Genomic DNA, 16,484 nt, shown 5'->3' with positions numbered 1-16,484 from the left:
GGTCTCAGTTCCCCGCCCGTGGGGCCACCACATCGTTGTACGGGTCCGTGGGCTCGGGCACCCGCCGGACGGCGGTGACGTCCAGGGCCGGACTCGCGGTGCCCGCACCGGGTTTCCCGGTGGGGTGCCAGGTGCCGGTCACGGTCACCCAGGTGTCGGCGCGCGGCGCCGTGGCACCGTGCACCCGCACCTTGCGCACCTGCGCGTCGGCGGCGCAGCAGCTGATGACCAGTCGGCTGACGTACCAACCGCCATGGCGGCCGGGGGTGACGAACCCGGTGAGGCGCACGGTTCGGCCGTTCAGCGTGGCGCCGGTGTCCCAGACCGCGCGGCTGGTGAAGTCGTTGAGCGACATCGGGACCACGCCCGTGCGGGGCAGCGGCGGGAAGAGGCTGTCACCGGCAACGGCCTCCGGTGCCCTCGGTGCCTCCGCGTCGTCCCGGGAGGCGGTGTACGAACCGAGGGCGGGCGGGGCGATGAACAGGATGGTCAGCGCCGGTACGTACAACAGCCACGCCACCCGGGGACCCCCGCCGCCATGCCCGTGGCCCGCGTGGTCATGGCCGTCGCCCCGGTCGCGCCCCGTCCGCGTCCGGTCGAACGGGAAGCCGTCGCGGGCGGCGCTCACCGCGCCGAGCGTCAGCAGCAGCACACCGGAAGCGATGAGCGCGGGCCGCAGTCCCGCCCGGACGTAGCGCAGATACAGATCGGTCAGCAGGGCGATGTGCAGCAGACCGACACCGAGGAACAGGAGCAGCAGCACCTGGATGTTGCGCTTCACAGCAGCCACCACCCCACGAGCGCGCTGCACACCACCGCCATGACCCAGGTGGCCGACGAGAAGCGCAGCGCGAACCCCCGCCCGAAGGTGCCCGACTGGAGCGCGATGAGCTTCAGGTCCACCATCGGCCCGACGACCATGAAGGTGAGCCGGGCGGTGGGCGAGAAGCCGGTGAGCGAGGCGGCGACGAACGCGTCGGCCTCGGAGCACACCGCGAGGACCACCGCGAGCAGCGCCGGCAGCAGCACCGAAAGCCACGGGGAGTCCGAGAACAGCCGCAGCGCGGAATGCGGCACCGCGACGTTGAAGGTGGCCGCGGCCGCCGCGCCCACCACCAGGAAGCCGCCCGCGTGCAGGAAGTCGTGCTGGAGCGAGAGCCGGAACTCCTCGGCGCGGTTCGCTCCGGGCGCGTGTCCGGCGGGCCCCTTCGGCAGCCGCAGCCACTCGGCGCGGCCCGCCCTCAGCCACAGCCAGCCCATGGCCACGGAGGTGAGGAGGGAGGCGAGGAGACGGGCGAGGACCATCGCCGGGGCACCGGGGAAGGCCACGTAGGTGGCGACCAGGACGACGGGGTTGATGGCCGGGGCGGACAGCAGGAAGGCCAGTGCCGCGGCCGGGGTGACACCCCGTCGCATCAGGCTGCCCGCCACCGGGACCGAGGCGCATTCACAGCCGGGCAGCACCGCGCCCGCCGCGCCCGCGACCGGCACGGCCAGGGCGGGATGACGCGGCAGCACCCGGGCGAAGACCCACGCCGGGACGAACGCGCTGATCGCGGCCGAGACCAGGGTGCCGAGCAGCAGGAACGGCACCCCCTGGATGACGATCGCGGTGAACACCGTCCGCCAGGCCGCCACCGCCCGGTGGTCCAGTCCGCCGGAGATCTCGGGCGCGAACAGGATCGCGACCACCCCGAGCGCCGCCACCGGAAGTGCCGCGACGAGGGCGTGCGACGTCACACGGACGACAGCGCCCGTGGCGTTCCCGGCCGCATCGCCGTCCGCCATGACTTCCCCTCCCTGGGACCGCACCACCCCCGTCGGCGAAGGCTCACCCTAGCGCATGGATGTCATTTTCATCTTGCTTCCCGTCACGCTCACGGCACCCCCTTATTGATAATGAAAACCACTGCCATATAGTGGGAGCCATGGCACGCGATGAACTCCGTCCGGTGATCAAACTGCGCTCCACCGCGGGCACCGGCCACACCTACGTCACCCGCAAGAACCGCAGAAACGATCCCGACCGCCTCACCCTGCGCAAGTACGACCCGGTCATCGGCCGTCACGTCGACTTCCGCGAAGAACGCTGACCACTCCCCCGCCCCTTATGAAGGGATCCGCCATGAAATCCGGTATCCACCCCGCCTACGGTCCCGTCGTCTTCCGTGACCGGGCCGCCGACTTCGCCTTCCTGACCCGCTCCACGCTGACGAGCGAGCAGACCGTCCAGAGGGAGGACGGACACACCTACCCGGTCGTCGACGTCGAGATCTCCTCCGCCGGCCACCCCTTCTACACCGGGACGGCACGGGTGATGGACACCGCGGGACGCGTCGAGCGCTTCGAGCGCCGCTACGGCCGGCGCGGGGCGCGCTGATGCCGGACAACACCGCACTGCCCGTGGTGATCGTCGCGGGGCTGCACCGCGACGCCCGCCGGACCGTGGTGGACCGGCTGCTGCGCACCGTCCCCGGCAGCGTCGCGCTCCACCACGACCTGGCCACCGCCGCCGACGGTACGGTCCTGCGCGAGGTCCGCGACGCGTCCGGCGAGCTGTCCCGGGGCGAGGCCCCGCTCGTCAACGACTGTGCCTGCTGCGCCCTGCGGGAAGACCTCGTCCCCGAACTCGAACGGCTGGCGGACGGCGGCCTGGTCCGGCTCGCCATCGTGGAACTGTGGGACTCGGTCGAGCCCCGGGCCATGGCGGAGGTGATCGCCGCCCACGGCGGCGGCACGCTCGCGGTCGGCAATGTGCTGACGGCCGTGGATCCCGGGCTGGTGCTGCCCTGTCTGGCCAACGGTGACGACCTGGCCGAGGCGGGGCTCGCCGCCGCGGCCACCGACCAGCGCACGGTCGGCGACACCTTCGCCCGTCAGTTGGAGTACTCCGCCGTGCTGGCACTCGTCGAGGGCGAGGACGCGGACGACGAGGACCGCGCCCTGCTCGGCCAGTTGCACCCCACCGCCCGGCGGCTCCCGGTCGGCTCCGATGAGCTGGTACGCGCCGCGTTCGCGGGATTCGACGTGGCGGCGGCAGCGGCGGCCCAGCACCCGGCGTGCGCGCTGCTGCCCCAGGAGGCCGAGGAGTCGGGCGTGAGCACCATGGTGTGGCGCCACCGCAGGCCGTTCCACCCCGGCCGGCTGCACCGGGCGCTGGAGGATCTGACCTGTGCGGCGGCCCGCAGCCGGGGCCGGTTCTATCTGGCCGACCGGCCGGACACCCTGCTCGCCTGGGACGCGGCGGGCGGCGCCCTGTGCGTGGAGGGCGCGGGTCCCTGGCTGGCGGCGCTGCCCGACGCGGCCTGGGAGATGGTTCCGCCGGTGCGGCGGGCCGCCGCCGCGCTGGACTGGCACGCCGAACACGGCGACCGCTGCCAGCACCTGGTGTTCGTCTCGCCCGGCCTCGACCGCGACGGACTGGTCCGGACGCTGGAGTCGTGTCTGCTCACCGACCAGGAGTACGCCGCGGGGCGGGAGGCATGGCGCCATCTGTCACACGCCTTCGACGACCTCCTCGACCCGGTCGTCTGACGGCCCGTGCGGTGCGCACCCGTCCGTCCCGGCGGGGGACGCGTCCCGGTGGAGGGACTGCCCCCGTGTCCCCGCCGGGACGGTTCGCGGTGCCGTGGCTACGGGTTCTCCCCGAGGGTGAGCCCGTAGAAGTCGACGTGGTAGTCCCCGACCCGCTGCGCGTGGTCCGACAGGCTCAGTCCTTCCGGGGAGGCGACACCGAGGCCACGCAGGGTGTCCACGACCAGCCGGCTCAGCGCCGTGCCGTCCACCTCGCCGATGCCGAAGTCCCCGGAGTGATAGGGGGCCTCGATCCAGTGGTCCAGCGCCGCGGGACGGGTCGTCCCGGCGATCCAGCCGAACGACGCCGGATCGGCCGCGTCGAGCCCGTCGGGGTCATAGGCGATCTCCAGCCGCTCTCCGCAGCTGAGGTGGAACACGACCGGACCGTAGGTGCCGGGCACCAACGCGTGGATGCCCAGGTCGAGTTCCACGCCCAGGGCGGTGGTCCCGGCCGGGAGGGTGGTCAGGAAGTCGCCCAGGGCACGGCCGAAGACGTCCCAGTCGTCGGTGCGCCAGCGGCCCGGGAACCCGAGGCCCGCGTTGGCCGCGACGCGACGGGATCCGAAGAAGCCGCCGACGGCGTGGGGCTCCCCGTGCCCCTGTCGCCAGAACCAGTTCTCCACCGGAGCGGTGGGCTGGAGCAGCAGTTCCGGGCCCCCTTCGCCGGGATGCAGCTCCAGGGTGTCCGCACGGTCGCGCCACCGCAGGAACGGGCTGCCCCACAACGGGGTGGCGCGATGGAAGGGGCCGGGATCTCCGTAGACACCCATGATGGATGCGGGCCCGAACTCCTTGGCCAGGACCTCGGCGGCGTCACGGAAGGCGGCCGCCTTCTCCGCCGCCCCGCCGGCCGGCGACGCGACGGGCACATACAGACCGATGCACTCCTCGCCGGCATGGACGTAGTCCTCTTCGTGGCGTTCCACGGTGCGCACCCGGGGCCCGTCCGCCCCGTCCGTCCCCCGGCCGATCTCCTCGGCCAGCGCGCGGACCGCCGAAGCGCTCCAGCCGCCCGTCTCCGCGCCCTTGAGCCGCCGCGCCAGATCCACCACATGCGCCTCGTCCAAGGCCCCCGTCATACCGAACTCCCCGCCGTGTCACATCGTGTTCCGTCGTGTCATACGTGCCGTGCCGAGGCAGACGATGCCACACGACGCCGACAGCGGCGCACGGGCGGGGGCACCCCGGGTGCACCCGGGGTGCCCCGCTCACACAACCCCGGTCACCACGGCGACACATCTGCGAGACCCCTGGTGGTGTCCGGACGGGGGTACGGTCGTGGGATCAGGGCTTCTTAGGTTTCTTCACCTGAGGCTTGCTCCACTTCCCCCGGTGCAGCTGGCACCGGGAATAGCCGACCATGGCGGGCCGTTGGCAGGGCCTTCCGGTCGTGGTGTCGGTCGATCCGCACTTCGTCTGTCTGCCCATGTGCTCCCCTCCGGTCTGCGGACCCTGCCCGGTGCGGCAGGGCCGCGTCCTCAATCGTCGGGCGCCACGGGGGCGGAGAGGACGGCCGCGGGACCGCGCGACTGGTTCCGTCCGTTGGACGGCTGATTTCAGGCTGATCCGGGCTGATCCGGGCTGATCCCGGCGGGGAGCGGATGTGCTAGATCCGGCCGGGCACGACCGAGTCCAGGGCGCCCGTGATGAGTCCGGACGCCGCGGACGGGGTGAGGATCCCCGCCACCGCGTCACCCGCCGTGCGGTGCCACACGCCACCGCGTCGCAGCATCGCGTGGTCGCCGCCGGCGATGAGCAGGGTTCCGGCGCGGGCGCCGTCCTCGCGGGCGCGGCGGACCAGGTCGACCGACGCCTGCGGATCGGTCAGACGGTCACGGTCGCCGTGCAGGACCACCACCGTGCTGCCGCGCAACTGCGTCACCGGCTCACCCGGCGGACACCACGGCGCCAGGGCCACGACCCCTGTCACACGCGGGTCGGCCGCGGCCCGCAGGGCGGCCCGGCCGCCCATCGAGTGGCCGATGAGCACCACCGGCACATCACCGACGTGTCCCACCAGTTCGGCGAGTGCCCGTTCGGTGTCCCGCAGGGGGTCGGCGAGGGTGCCGTTCCAGCCCTGGTAGCGGTAGCGGACGGAGCCGACGAAGAGCCTCCGGTCCGGCACCGCCCGGCCCACCGCCCGCAGGAAGGGACGCATCCGCACCGCCGCGAGCTGCCAGGGCCGGGCGGGCCGGCGGCCGTGCTCCCGGCCGCCGTGCAGCAGCAGCACGACGGCGTCGGGATCCGCGGGACCCGCGAGGACGCACAGCGCGGATCCTTCCGGTGACGGCCTGCCGGGAGCCTGGAAGGCAGCGGTGCCCATCGGCAGCCGTCGTCGTCCTCGCATCGCGTTCCTCTCCGGTCCCGGACCCCCGGCCCCGGCGGCCGACGGTTCCCGGGTGATCCGTAACGCTCCCCCGTGCGGCTTCGTTCCCCGTTTCAGGGCCGGACACCCCGGATGGCCCTGGCCACACGGCCCCGGATGCGCCTCCGGCACCGTGGTCACTCCGCCCCGCTCTGCCGGTATCGTCCCGGTTCACACACCATCTCCCCGGGTTCACGGCAAGCTCTTCGGCCCGCGGCTCCGGATTACCCGCGCATCGACATCTGTCCTGGAGGGGTACGACGTGAGAGAGCCCGTGTACATCGGGACGAACCCATCGGCGCGGCCGGATCTGGAGGAGCTGATGGGCCGGGTCGCCCGTGGCGACCAGGATGCCTTCTCCGCGGTCTACGACGTGGTGGCCGCTCCCGTCCTGGGCGTGGTGCGCGGGGTGCTGCGCGACCGGGCCCAGTCGGAGGAGGTCACCCAGGAGGTGCTGGTCGAGGTGTGGCGCACCGCCGCGCGTTACCGGCCGGACCGGGGTACGGCAGTCAACTGGATCCTGACCCTCGCCCACCAGCGTGCCGTGGACCGGGTGCGGTCGGTGGAGGCGTCCGCGGCCCGTGACCACAGGGCGGCTCTCCTGGACCGGACCCCGGAGTACGACGAGGTGTCCGAACAGGTCGAGGCACGGCTCGAGCACGAGCAGGTACGGCGCTGTCTGCGCACCCTCACCGAACTGCAGCGGCAGTCCGTGACCATGGCCTACTACCGGGGGCTGACCTATCGGGAGGTCGCCGAACTGCTCGCGCTGCCGCTCGGTACGGTCAAGACCCGGCTGCGCGACGGACTGATCCGGCTGCGCGACTGCCTGGGGGTCACCGTATGACCACCGCCGAGCTCCACACGCTGACCGGCGCCTACGCGCTGCACGCGCTCTCCGGGGAAGAACGCCGCGCCTTCGAACACCACCTCGGCGACTGCGACGTGTGTGCGCAGGAGGTCCGCGAGCTGAGCGCCACCGCCGCCCGGCTGGGACTGGCCTCGGCCGCTCCGGTCCGTCCGGCCGTCAAGGACGAGGTGCTGCGGCGGATCAGCGGGGTGCGACAGGAGCCGCCCGCCACACCGACACCGCACGAGGGCGACTCCGGGAGCGGCAGGACGGGCGTGGCCGCCCGGCGGGCGGCGGGCGGCCGGGCGCGGTGGGCCCTGGCGGCCTGCCTGGCCGCGGCGGCCGGGCTGGGCGGCATCGCGGTCTGGCAGCACGAGCAGGTACGGGACACCCGGCAGCAGGTGCGGCAGGCCGAGCGGCGGTCGGAAGCGCTCGCCGCGGTCCTTGCCGCACCGGACGCCCGGTCCCGCAGTGTGCGGCTGGACGGTGGCGCCACCGGTACGGTCGTGGTGTCCGAGCGGCACGACCGGGCGGCGTTCCTCGTGGACGGCCTGGCGACACCGCCGGAGGGCAAGGTCTACCAGCTGTGGTTCGACGACGGCGGTGGCACGATGCGCTCGGCCGGGGTCATGCCGCGCACGTCGGCGCAGGCGGTGCTGTTGCGGGGCGCGGTCCGGCACGCTTCAGGAATGGGGATCACCGTGGAACCGGCGGGTGGTTCGGCCGAACCCACCTCGGCGCCGCTGGCGCTGCTGGACCTCCCCGTCTGACGGTCCGGCCGGTTCGTCCGGCGGATACGGCACAGGGCCCCCGCGCACCCGAGGTGCGCGGGGGCCCTTGTGGTGGTCCGGCCTGCCGGGTCAGCTCTTGGGCATGAGAACGGTGTCGATGATGTAGACGTTGGCGTTGGCGGTCTTCACATGGCCGCACACCACCTTGGACGTGTCATTGACGGTGTAGGACTCACCGGAGCCGCTGGTGCGCAGCGCGGACTTCTCCAGCGTCGGGAACGAGCCGTTGTCCAGGTCCCGCGGAGCGAGCTTCTTGCCCACCACGTGGTAGGTGAGGACCTTGGTGAGCTGCTTCTTGTCGTTCAGCACCGTATCGAGGTCCGCCTTCGGGATCTTGGCGAAGGCATCGTTGGTGGGCGCGAACACGGTGATGTTCTCGGCGTTGTTGAGCGTGTCGACCAGCCCGGCCTTCTTGACGGCGGACACCAGGGTGGACAGCGCGGGGTTGTGGGAGGCGGCGGTGGCCACCGGGTCCTTGGCCATGCCGTCGAACGAGCCCGCGCCCTGCTTGGGCACCGAGGAGCAGGCCGCGCCGAACGGCTTGTCCCCGCCGCCCGGGGTGCCGTCGGAGCCCTTGTCCTTCCCCTTGTCCGAGGCCGGGGCCGACGCCTTGGAGGAGCCGGTGGACTCCTTGTCGTCGCTGTCGTCCGAACAGGCGGTGAGGGCGACCGGCAGCAGCGTGAGCGCGGCCACGGCGACGACGGAACGCTGGGTACGGGTACGGGTGTTCATGGTGGTGTTCTCCTGATGGGTTGGCGCGGCCCGGGGGCCGCCTTGCTCTGCGGACATCGGATGAGGGGAAGGTGGGCTCGGTCAGTCGACGTCGACCACGACCGAATGCCATCCGCCGGCCCCGTCGGGGACGGTGCGGGTGCGCTCGGACGTCTGGAGTTCGCCGGTGCCGTCCGTGGCGCGGACGGTCAGCGTGTGCGACCCACGGGTGGCCTTCCAGGGGAAGGACCACTGCCGCCAGGTGTCGCGGGTGTCCTCGGCGGCGAGGTCGGCGTTCCGCCAGGGACCGTCGTCGATCCGTAGTTCGACACGGTGAATGCCCCGGTGCTGGGCCCAGGCGACACCGGCCACCATGACCGTCCCCGACCGGAGCCGCGCGAAGGGCTTGGGGGTGTCGATGCGGGACTGGGTCTTGATCGGTGCCCGGCGCGCCCAGTGCCGTTGGACCCAGTACGGCTCGTCGTCATCGAACGTGGTCAGTTCGATGTCCTCGATCCACTTGCACGCGGAGACATAGCCGTAGAGACCGGGGACCACCATCCGCACGGGGAAGCCGTGGCGGAAGGGCAGCGGTTCGCCGTTCATGCCGAGGGCCAGCAGCGCGTCCCGCCCGTCCATCAGTTCCTCGACGGGGCTGCCGATCGTCATGCCGTCCACCGAACGCGCCACCAGCTGATCGGCCGGCCCGCCCTTCGACGGGGGTGTCACCCCGCATTCGGCCAGCAGTTCGGCCAGCCGCACCCCGGTCCAGCGCGCGTTGCCCGCGTACGGCCCGCCGACCTCGTTGGATACGCAGGTGAGGGTGATATGACGCTCCACCAGCTCACGTCGGAGCAGATCGTCGAAGGTGAGGGTGACCGGCCGGGAGACACCCTTGCCGTGGATGCGCAGCCGCCACGCGGTGGCGTCGACCCTGGGCACCACGAGCGCGGTGTCGACCCGGTAGAAATCCGCGGCCGGGGTGAGGAACGGGCTGACGCCGGGGACACGCAGCCGCGCCCCTTTGGGCACCGGTTTCGCGGCGGAGGCCGGTGCGGGCAGTACCACCGCCTCACGCGAGGCGATGGCCCCCCGCGCACGGGCCGAGGTGAGCCTCCGCCCGAGCGCACCGGCTCCGGTGGAGGCCACGGCCGCCGTGGTGGCCAGGAGGGCGAACCGGCGCCGGTCGACACCGGACCGGGCCGTGGCACCACTGTCCCCGTTGCCGTCGGCACCTGTGGTGAGGCGCCCCGCGAGGACGTAGAGCAGACCCGCGCCCGCCAGCGCGCCAGCGACCGAGGGCAGGGCGTCGACGGCCCCGATGGAGTCCGGACGGCCCGTCGCCGCGACGGCCCCGACCCCACCGAACGGCAGCACGGCCGCGGCGCCGGCACGGCGATGTCGTATCGCCACCATCCCCACCACGAGGGCGAAGAGAGCGAGCACCGCCAGAATGCCGAGTTGCAGGACCAGCTTGTCGTCCGTACCGAAGCTCCGGACCGCCCATTCCTTCACCGGCGTCGGCGCACCGTCGATGGCGGCACCGCCGACCGCGACGACCGGACCCGCCGGCGGACGCACCGCGGCGGCCACGAGCTCCGCGACGGCCAGCGCCGCGAAGCCCGCCACCGCGCCGCTCACGGCGCCCAGCAGCGGACGCTCCCCACGAGGGGCCCTCGTCTGCTTCTCGCTTCCCGTACTCACACGGGGAATCCGGGGCGGGCCGCCCGGCGGATTGGTCGATCACCGGATGGTGTGAAACACGTCCCGGCACCAAGCCGGGAACCGTCCGGCGACGGATAACCGCCCTACGGCTCCACCGTGTCGGCCGCGAAGTACGCGTTGGCCGACGGCAGGAACATCATCGCGATGGCACCGTAGGCCACCAGGTCGGGGGCGGCCCCGACCAGTTCGTCCCAGGGGTAGCCGTCCATGCTCAGACTGTTGACGAGGAAGAGCGCGCTGAGCGCGGTGGCCGCGGCGAGCACCAGTCGCGCCCAGTTCTGCCCCTCCCGCATCTTGACGGCCAGCAGCGCCCAGAGCACGCAGACCACGCACAGCGCGACCGCGGAGAGGGCGAGTTGCTGGACGACCTGGTCCTGGCCGACCTCCTGGCGCATCTCGTCATAGCCGGTGGGGGCGATGACGAACGACCCCATCACCCAGGAGACCAGTTGGAGCGCGATGGCCGTGAGGGAGAGGATGTAGGCGGTCTCCACCTGCTGCGGGCGTTCGTCGTGGCGCGCTCCCGGGCTGCGGCTGGTCATTCCGTCTCTCCTCCGTGAAGGCCGTCCGGCCGGGGTTATTCGTCCGTGCCCCTGGCAAGACCCCCAACCGCGCCCCGCGGTTCCCTCCGCGGCGGTTCCGGAGACGCCGGACTCCGGTGAGTCACCCGCCGTGACCCACCGGAGCCGGTAACGCCGTGGCCCCCGGCGTCAGTTCGGGAGGTGCGCCAGTACCGAGATCAGCTGGACCGGCATGAACACCGGCCAGTGCGGACGGCCCACCAGGTAGGGCACATAGCCGAGGGAGCGGCTCGCGTCGATCTCGTCGGTGGTCTCGGCCTGGTACACGAGGCGGCAGCCGCCCGAGGCGCCCCGGGCGCGTTCCCACAGGGTCGCGGCGGGCTTGCGCTCGGCCTCCGTCCGCGGGGTGAGGATCCGGTCCCCGAAGTCGGACCAGGCGAACGGCCGTGAGTCCTTCCAGTCCTCGGCGACGACCGTCTTCAGCTTCGCCGCCCGCTCGGCGTCGGTCTTCCCCCAGGACGAGGGGACGTTGGTGATCAGGCCCACGGGTATGTGCCGGGCCCGCAGCGCCCGCAGGTGCTCGGCGGCTCCGGGCATGTACCGGATGCTCCCGTCGTCGGCCGTGTGGATCAGCGTCTCACCGAGGTCGAAGTACACGACCACACAACCGCGGTGGTCCTTCGCCGCGTTGTCACGCGGTAACCGCTCGGCGCCCTGTGCCGCGGTGGCCGACACGGCCATCGCGGTCAGACCACCGAGGGCCAGCAGCAGCCGTGCGGTGATCTTCCGGGCAGGTGTCCTCGTCATGGCGGATGACCTTTTCTCTGTGGGGGGTTACCGGCCGTGTGCGGGCACGGCGGGCTGCCGCGCCATGCACACGTCATAGGGTCATACCCCAGGTTCACCGGAATCCTGCATACAACTCTTGCTGAGACCCCTGGCATTATCAGTGGTATATGACATGATGCCGACGTGACTGATACGTCTTCCCGTCCCGATGTCCTCGTGATCGGAGCAGGCGTCGTGGGAGCGGCGTGCGCGTATTACTGCACGGCCGCCGGACTGCGGGTCGAGGTGGTGGAGCGCGGCGCGATCGGCAGGGGCACCAGCGGCGCGGGCGAGGGAAACATCCTGGTCTCGGACAAGGCGCCCGGACCGGAGCTGGAGTTGGCGCTGCTGTCGTCCCGGCTGTGGCGTGAGCTCGCTGCGGAACTGGGCGCCGGAGCGATGGAGTACGAGACCAAGGGCGGCGTCGTGGTCGCCGGATCGACGGAGACCGCGGACGGCCTGCGACGGTTCACCGCGGGACAGCGGGCGAACGGGGTCCACGCCACCGACATCGGACCGGACGAACTGTTCGCGCTGGAGCCGCGGCTGACCCGGGAAGCGCTCGGCGGGGCCCACTATCCGCAGGACGCCCAGGTCCAGCCCGTCCTGGCCACCGCCCATCTGCTGCGCCACGCGCGCCGGCGCGGAGCACGGATCCACTGCGGCACCCGGGTGACCGGTTTCGTACGCGACCGGCACGACGCGGTCATCGGAGTGCGGACCGACTCCCCCACCGCGCCGGTACGGCACGCCCGTTGGGTGATCAACGCCGCGGGCACCTGGGCCGGGGAACTCGCCGAGCTGGCCGGGGCACCGGTGCCGGTACTGCCGCGCCGGGGTTTCGTACTGGTCACCGAACCGCTGCCGCGGGTGGTGCGGCACAAGGTGTACACGGCGGAGTACGTGGCCAACGTCGCCAGTGGTGACGCGGGTCTGGAGACCTCGGTGGTGGTCGAGGGCACCCGGGGCGGGACCGTGCTGATCGGCGCCAGCCGCGAACGGGTCGGCTTCGACCGCGAGATGTCGCTGCCGGTGCTGCGGAAACTGGCGGCGCAGGCCATCGGTCTCTTCCCCTTCCTGTCCGGGGTCTGTCTGCTGCGCAGCTATCTGGGCTTCCGCCCGTACTGCCCCGACCACCTCCCCGTCATCGGACCGGATCCCCGCGCTCCGGGTCTGCTGCACGCCTGTGGCCACGAAGGAGCCGGGATCGGCCTCGCGAGCGCGACCGGCCATCTGCTGGCCCAGCGGCTCACCGGGGCCGAAGCCGATCTCGACCTCAGCCCGTTCCGTCCCCAGCGCTTCGCGGAGGCCACCGCATGAGCACCTCACCGTTCACCTTCAGCTTCGACGACCGGGCCGTTCCGGCGGAGGACGGACAGAGCGTCGCCGCCGCGCTCATCGCCTCGGGGATCCGCTCCTGGCGGGTGACCCGCGTCGAGGGGCGGCCGCGCGGGGTCTTCTGCGGTATCGGGGTGTGCTTCGACTGTCTGGTGACCATCAACGGCAGCCCCAACCAGCGCGCTTGTGTCATCGAGGCGCACCCCGGTGACGTGGTGCGCACCCAGGAGGGGGCGGGCCGTGCCGATCTCGCCTGCTGAGCCCGGGCGCGCCGCCGTCCACGACATCGTGGTGCTGGGGGCCGGTCCCGCCGGGCTGGCGGCTGCCGTGGCCGCCGCGGCGCGGGGTGCCCGTGTCGCGCTGGTGGACGCGGGTCCGCGGCCCGGTGGCCAGTACTGGCGCCATCGCGCCGGTGACGAAGGGGCGGCGCACCACGGCTGGGACCGCTTCCGGCGGCTGCGCGACGGTCTCGACACCCACCGGGACCTGCTGGACCACCGGTCCGGCCATACGGTCTGGCATGTGGAGCGCACCGGCGCCGGGTTCACCGTGCACACCCTCCACGAGGGAAGGGCGTATGCGATCCGCGGCCGGACGGTGGTGGTGGCGACCGGGGCCTACGACCGGCAGTTGCCCTTCCCCGGCTGGACCACGCCCGGCGTCTTCACCGCCGGAGCCGTGCAGGCGCTCCTCAAGGGGCAGGGGGTGGTGGCGGGGCGGCGTATCGCGGTCGCGGGCACCGGGCCGTTCCTGCTGCCGGTGGCCGCGGGGCTGGCCGACGCCGGGGCCGAGGTGGTGGGGGTGTTCGAGGCCGGGCGCCCGCTCGCGTTCGGCCGCCACCCCTTCACGGTGGTCCGCAACGCCGCGAAGCTGGCCGAGGGCGCCGCGTATCTGCGGACGCTCGCCCGGCACCGCGTTCCCTACCGCACCCGGACCACGGTCGTGGCGGCCCACGGCACGGACTCCGTCACCGGGGTGACGGTGGCCCGGCTGGACGCCGGATGGCGGATCCTGCCCGGCAGTGCCCGCGCCCTGGACTGCGACACGGTGGCGGTCGGTTACGGCTTCACCCCGCAGACCGAGCTCGCGGTCCAGCTCGGCTGTGCGATGGAGCGCGACGGGGACGGCAGCCTGATGGCCCGGGTGGACTCCCGGCAGCGCTCCAGTGTGGACGGGGTCTACGCCGCGGGCGAGGCATGCGGTGTGGGGGGCGCCCAACTGTCGCTGATCGAAGGAGAGCTGGCGGGGCTGCATGCCGCCTGGGCCACCACGGGCGCCCCACCCGACCGCCGGAGACTGGCGCGGCTGCTGCGGCGACGGGCCGCCCAGCGGTCCTTCGCGGCCGCACTGCACCGGGCGTATCCGGTACCGGGCGGCTGGCGGACGTGGCTGGAGGAGGACACCGTGGTCTGCCGGTGCGAAGAGGTCGACGTGGCGGCGGTGCGCCGTGCGGTGGCGGAGCTCGGGGCCACGGATCCCCGCACGGTCAAGCTCTGCGCCCGGCCCGGGATGGGGCTGTGCCAGGGCCGGGTGTGCGGCTACGCCACCGCCGAGCTGGTCGCCGAGGCCAACGGGCGCGAGGTCACCGCGGACGATCTGCGCGGTATGGCGGGCAGACCCATCGCACAGCCCCTTCCTCTGGGGGTGCTGGCCGCGGGGGCGGACGAAGCCGGCCCCGAAGCCTGAGACGACAGGCGCACCCGTGACAGCACAACATCCGCTGTGTAATGTGATATTGCACTGCTCCACGAGGACGTCACCACCCACCACACCCACGTCACCCGAGAGTGGAGGCCACTGATGACACAGGTGAAGCCCTGGCACGGTGTGCTCGTCGCGACGGCCCTTCCCCTGCGAGAGGGAACGACCAGCGGACTGGACGTCGACTTCGACACCTATGCCGAGCACGTCAGCTGGCTCGCCGCGAGCGGCTGTCACGGCGTCACCCCCAATGGCTCCCTCGGCGAGTACCAGACCCTGTCCGACGCGGAACGCGCCCGTGTGGTCACCACCGCCGTGGCCGCCGCCCCCGCGGGTTTCACCGTGATGCCCGGTGTGGCCGCGTACGGCGCGGACGAGGCCCGCCGCTGGGCCGAACAGGCCGCCGGGGCGGGCGCCGCGGCCGTGATGCTGCTCCCGCCGAACGCGTACCGCGCCGACGAGCGCGCCGTGGTGGCGCACTACCGGGAAGTGGCGAAGGCCGGACTCCCGGTCGTCGCCTACAACAACCCGCATGACACCAAGGTCGACCTGGTGCCGGAGCTGCTCGCCGAGCTGTGGCACGAGGGCCTCGTCAGCGCCGTCAAGGAGTTCTCCGGCGACATCCGCCGCTACTACCGGATCAGTGAACTGGCCCCCGGTCTCGACGTTCTGGCCGGGACGGACGACCTGGCGATGGAGATGGCGATCGCCGGATCGCCGGGGTGGGTGTCGGGCTATCCCAACGCCTTCCCGCGTGCGTGCGTCGATCTGTGGGAGGCTGCCACCAAGGGCGATCTGTCCGCGGCCCTTCCGCTCTACCGCGTACTCCACCCCCTGCTCCGCTGGGACTCGCGGACCGAGTTCGTGCAGGCCATCAAGGCCAGTATGGACCTGGTCGGACGCTACGGCGGTCCCTGTCGGCAGCCCCGCCTCCCCCTCACTCCCGAACACGAGGCGACGGTCCGCCAGGCGACCGAGGCCGCCCTCGCGGAAGGGCTGGGCTGAGCATGCGCAGCAACCGCGTCTTCCACGCCGTCGACGCGCATACGGAGGGGATGCCCGCCCGGGTCATCACCGGTGGCGTCGGGGTGATCCCGGGCGAGACCATGTTCGACCGGCGCCGGCACTTCGTGGACCACCTCGACCACATCCGCAAGCTGCTGATGAACGAGCCGCGCGGCCACTCGGCGATGAGCGGGGCGATCCTCCAGCCGCCCACCCGCCCGGACGCCGACTACGGTGTGCTGTTCATCGAGACCTCCGGATGTCTGCCGATGTGCGGGCACGGCACCATCGGGGTGGCCACCGTCCTGGTGGAGACCGGGATGGTGGAGGTGCACGAGCCCGTGACCACCATCCGGCTGGACACTCCGGCCGGGTTGGTGGTCGTCGACGTGGCGGTGGCGAACGGGGCCGCCCGCTCGGTGACCCTGCGCAACGTCCCCGCGTTCGCGCTCGCCCTGGACCGGACCGTCAAGGCCGGCCCGTGGGGGGAGATCGGCTACGACATGGCGTACGGCGGCAACTTCTACGCCATCGTCGAGCTGGCGGACCTGCGGATCCCGTTCGACCGGGCGCACAAGAACCAGATCATGGACGCGGGGCTCGCCCTGATGGACGCCATCAACGGCCAGGACCGCCCCGTGCACCCGGGCAATCCCGAGATCAGCGGTGTGCACCATGTGTATCTCGCCGCCCCCGGATCCACGGCCGCCCACTCCCGGCACGCCATGGTCATCCACCCGGGGATGTTCGACCGCTCCCCCTGCGGCACCGGCACCAGCGCCCGGATGGCACAGCTGCACGCCCGCGGACTGCTGCCGCTGCACACCGAGTTCCGCAACGAGTCGTTCATCGGCACCCACTTCATCGGCACCCTCGTGGAACGGACCGAGGTGGCAGGGGTGGATGCGGTGATACCCACGGTCACCGGCCGGGCGTGGATCACGGGCACCGCCCAGTACCACCACGACCCGGACGATCCGTTCCCGGAAGGGTTCGAGCTCTGACCACCGCACCACCGCACCGCCGAACCACCGCACCACGGACACCCGGGGGCGGGCGGGACGTCCGTTCCG

Annotated in this window: 18 protein-coding genes; 10 read left to right on the top strand and 8 right to left on the bottom strand. The window is 72.4% G+C overall.

The window, feature by feature from the left end; all coding sequences use genetic code 11:
* Positions 1 to 4: 4 nt before the first annotated feature.
* Together AC07FT_RS07015 and AC07FT_RS07010 are read right to left on the bottom strand one after the other, a co-directional pair.
* Positions 5 to 781, bottom strand: coding sequence for a TIGR03943 family putative permease subunit (locus AC07FT_RS07015; protein WP_479174603.1), 777 nt, complete (start codon positions 779 to 781; stop codon positions 5 to 7).
* On the bottom strand, positions 778 to 1,788 hold the full coding sequence (locus AC07FT_RS07010; protein WP_479174601.1) for a permease: 1,011 nt from the start codon (positions 1,786 to 1,788) through the stop codon (positions 778 to 780). The genes AC07FT_RS07015 and AC07FT_RS07010 overlap by 4 nt, the downstream gene beginning before the upstream one ends.
* A gap of 140 nt (positions 1,789 to 1,928) precedes the next feature.
* Between AC07FT_RS07010 and rpmG the strand changes: the two genes are divergently transcribed.
* Genes rpmG through AC07FT_RS06995 form a run of 3 tightly spaced genes read left to right on the top strand, consistent with a single transcriptional unit; the run spans position 1,929 to position 3,534 of the window.
* A complete protein-coding gene (gene rpmG / locus AC07FT_RS07005) occupies positions 1,929 to 2,093 on the top strand; it encodes a 50S ribosomal protein L33 (protein WP_471200662.1) in 165 nt (54 codons plus the stop codon).
* Between the two features lie 32 nt (positions 2,094 to 2,125).
* Positions 2,126 to 2,380 (top strand): type B 50S ribosomal protein L31, encoded by a 255-nt coding sequence (locus tag AC07FT_RS07000; protein WP_479174599.1) that lies wholly within the window; start codon positions 2,126 to 2,128, stop codon positions 2,378 to 2,380.
* Complete coding sequence (locus tag AC07FT_RS06995) at positions 2,380 to 3,534, top strand: GTP-binding protein (RefSeq protein WP_479174597.1); 1,155 nt, start codon at positions 2,380 to 2,382, stop codon at positions 3,532 to 3,534. The genes AC07FT_RS07000 and AC07FT_RS06995 overlap by 1 nt, the downstream gene beginning before the upstream one ends.
* Positions 3,535 to 3,632: 98 nt before the next feature.
* On the opposite strand, the gene AC07FT_RS06990 is transcribed toward AC07FT_RS06995, so the two are convergent.
* Both AC07FT_RS06990 and AC07FT_RS06985 read right to left on the bottom strand, forming a co-directional pair.
* Entirely contained in the window at positions 3,633 to 4,655 is a 1,023-nt protein-coding gene (locus tag AC07FT_RS06990; protein WP_479174595.1) for a hypothetical protein, read from the bottom strand.
* A gap of 527 nt (positions 4,656 to 5,182) precedes the next feature.
* On the bottom strand, positions 5,183 to 5,923 hold the full coding sequence (locus tag AC07FT_RS06985) for an alpha/beta hydrolase (protein WP_479174593.1): 741 nt from the start codon (positions 5,921 to 5,923) through the stop codon (positions 5,183 to 5,185).
* Positions 5,924 to 6,203: 280 nt separating this feature from the next.
* On the opposite strand from AC07FT_RS06985, the gene AC07FT_RS06980 reads away from it, so the two are divergent.
* On the top strand, positions 6,204 to 6,788 hold the full coding sequence (locus AC07FT_RS06980) for a sigma-70 family RNA polymerase sigma factor (RefSeq protein ID WP_479174591.1): 585 nt from the start codon (positions 6,204 to 6,206) through the stop codon (positions 6,786 to 6,788).
* Entirely contained in the window at positions 6,785 to 7,561 is a 777-nt protein-coding gene (locus AC07FT_RS06975; protein ID WP_479174589.1) for an anti-sigma factor, read from the top strand. Before AC07FT_RS06980 ends, AC07FT_RS06975 begins: the two co-directional genes overlap by 4 nt.
* Before the next feature lie 90 nt (positions 7,562 to 7,651).
* On the opposite strand, the gene AC07FT_RS06970 is transcribed toward AC07FT_RS06975, so the two are convergent.
* The 4 genes from AC07FT_RS06970 to AC07FT_RS06955 all read right to left on the bottom strand — a co-directional run bounded on the left by AC07FT_RS06970 (position 7,652) and on the right by AC07FT_RS06955 (position 11,346).
* Entirely contained in the window at positions 7,652 to 8,314 is a 663-nt protein-coding gene (locus tag AC07FT_RS06970) for a fasciclin domain-containing protein (RefSeq protein ID WP_479174587.1), read from the bottom strand.
* An 81-nt stretch (positions 8,315 to 8,395) separates the two neighbouring features.
* The gene (locus AC07FT_RS06965) at positions 8,396 to 9,997 is read right to left on the bottom strand and encodes a molybdopterin-dependent oxidoreductase (RefSeq protein ID WP_479174585.1); all 1,602 of its coding nucleotides are present in this window, start codon (positions 9,995 to 9,997) and stop codon (positions 8,396 to 8,398) included.
* Between the two features lie 104 nt (positions 9,998 to 10,101).
* The gene (locus AC07FT_RS06960; RefSeq protein WP_471200686.1) at positions 10,102 to 10,560 is read right to left on the bottom strand and encodes a hypothetical protein; all 459 of its coding nucleotides are present in this window, start codon (positions 10,558 to 10,560) and stop codon (positions 10,102 to 10,104) included.
* Between the two features lie 168 nt (positions 10,561 to 10,728).
* A complete protein-coding gene (locus AC07FT_RS06955; protein WP_479174583.1) occupies positions 10,729 to 11,346 on the bottom strand; it encodes an HAD family hydrolase in 618 nt (205 codons plus the stop codon).
* Positions 11,347 to 11,511: 165 nt separating this feature from the next.
* On the opposite strand from AC07FT_RS06955, the gene AC07FT_RS06950 reads away from it, so the two are divergent.
* The 5 genes from AC07FT_RS06950 to AC07FT_RS06930 all read left to right on the top strand — a co-directional run bounded on the left by AC07FT_RS06950 (position 11,512) and on the right by AC07FT_RS06930 (position 16,415).
* On the top strand, positions 11,512 to 12,687 hold the full coding sequence (locus tag AC07FT_RS06950) for an NAD(P)/FAD-dependent oxidoreductase (RefSeq protein ID WP_479174581.1): 1,176 nt from the start codon (positions 11,512 to 11,514) through the stop codon (positions 12,685 to 12,687).
* Complete coding sequence (locus AC07FT_RS06945; protein ID WP_254750851.1) at positions 12,684 to 12,965, top strand: (2Fe-2S)-binding protein; 282 nt, start codon at positions 12,684 to 12,686, stop codon at positions 12,963 to 12,965. Before AC07FT_RS06950 ends, AC07FT_RS06945 begins: the two co-directional genes overlap by 4 nt.
* A complete protein-coding gene (locus AC07FT_RS06940; protein WP_479174579.1) occupies positions 12,946 to 14,391 on the top strand; it encodes an FAD/NAD(P)-dependent oxidoreductase in 1,446 nt (481 codons plus the stop codon). The genes AC07FT_RS06945 and AC07FT_RS06940 overlap by 20 nt, the downstream gene beginning before the upstream one ends.
* 114 nt (positions 14,392 to 14,505) lie before the next feature.
* Positions 14,506 to 15,411, top strand: a complete 906-nt coding sequence (locus AC07FT_RS06935; RefSeq protein ID WP_471200698.1) for a dihydrodipicolinate synthase family protein — start codon at positions 14,506 to 14,508, stop codon at positions 15,409 to 15,411.
* Positions 15,412 to 15,413: 2 nt separating this feature from the next.
* Entirely contained in the window at positions 15,414 to 16,415 is a 1,002-nt protein-coding gene (locus AC07FT_RS06930; protein WP_479174577.1) for a proline racemase family protein, read from the top strand.
* Positions 16,416 to 16,484: the final 69 nt, after the last annotated feature.

The organism is Streptomyces sp. NPDC045899, assembly GCF_056431485.1.
Note: the sequence above shows the minus strand (reverse complement) of the source record. Positions and strands in the feature narration are given on the sequence as shown.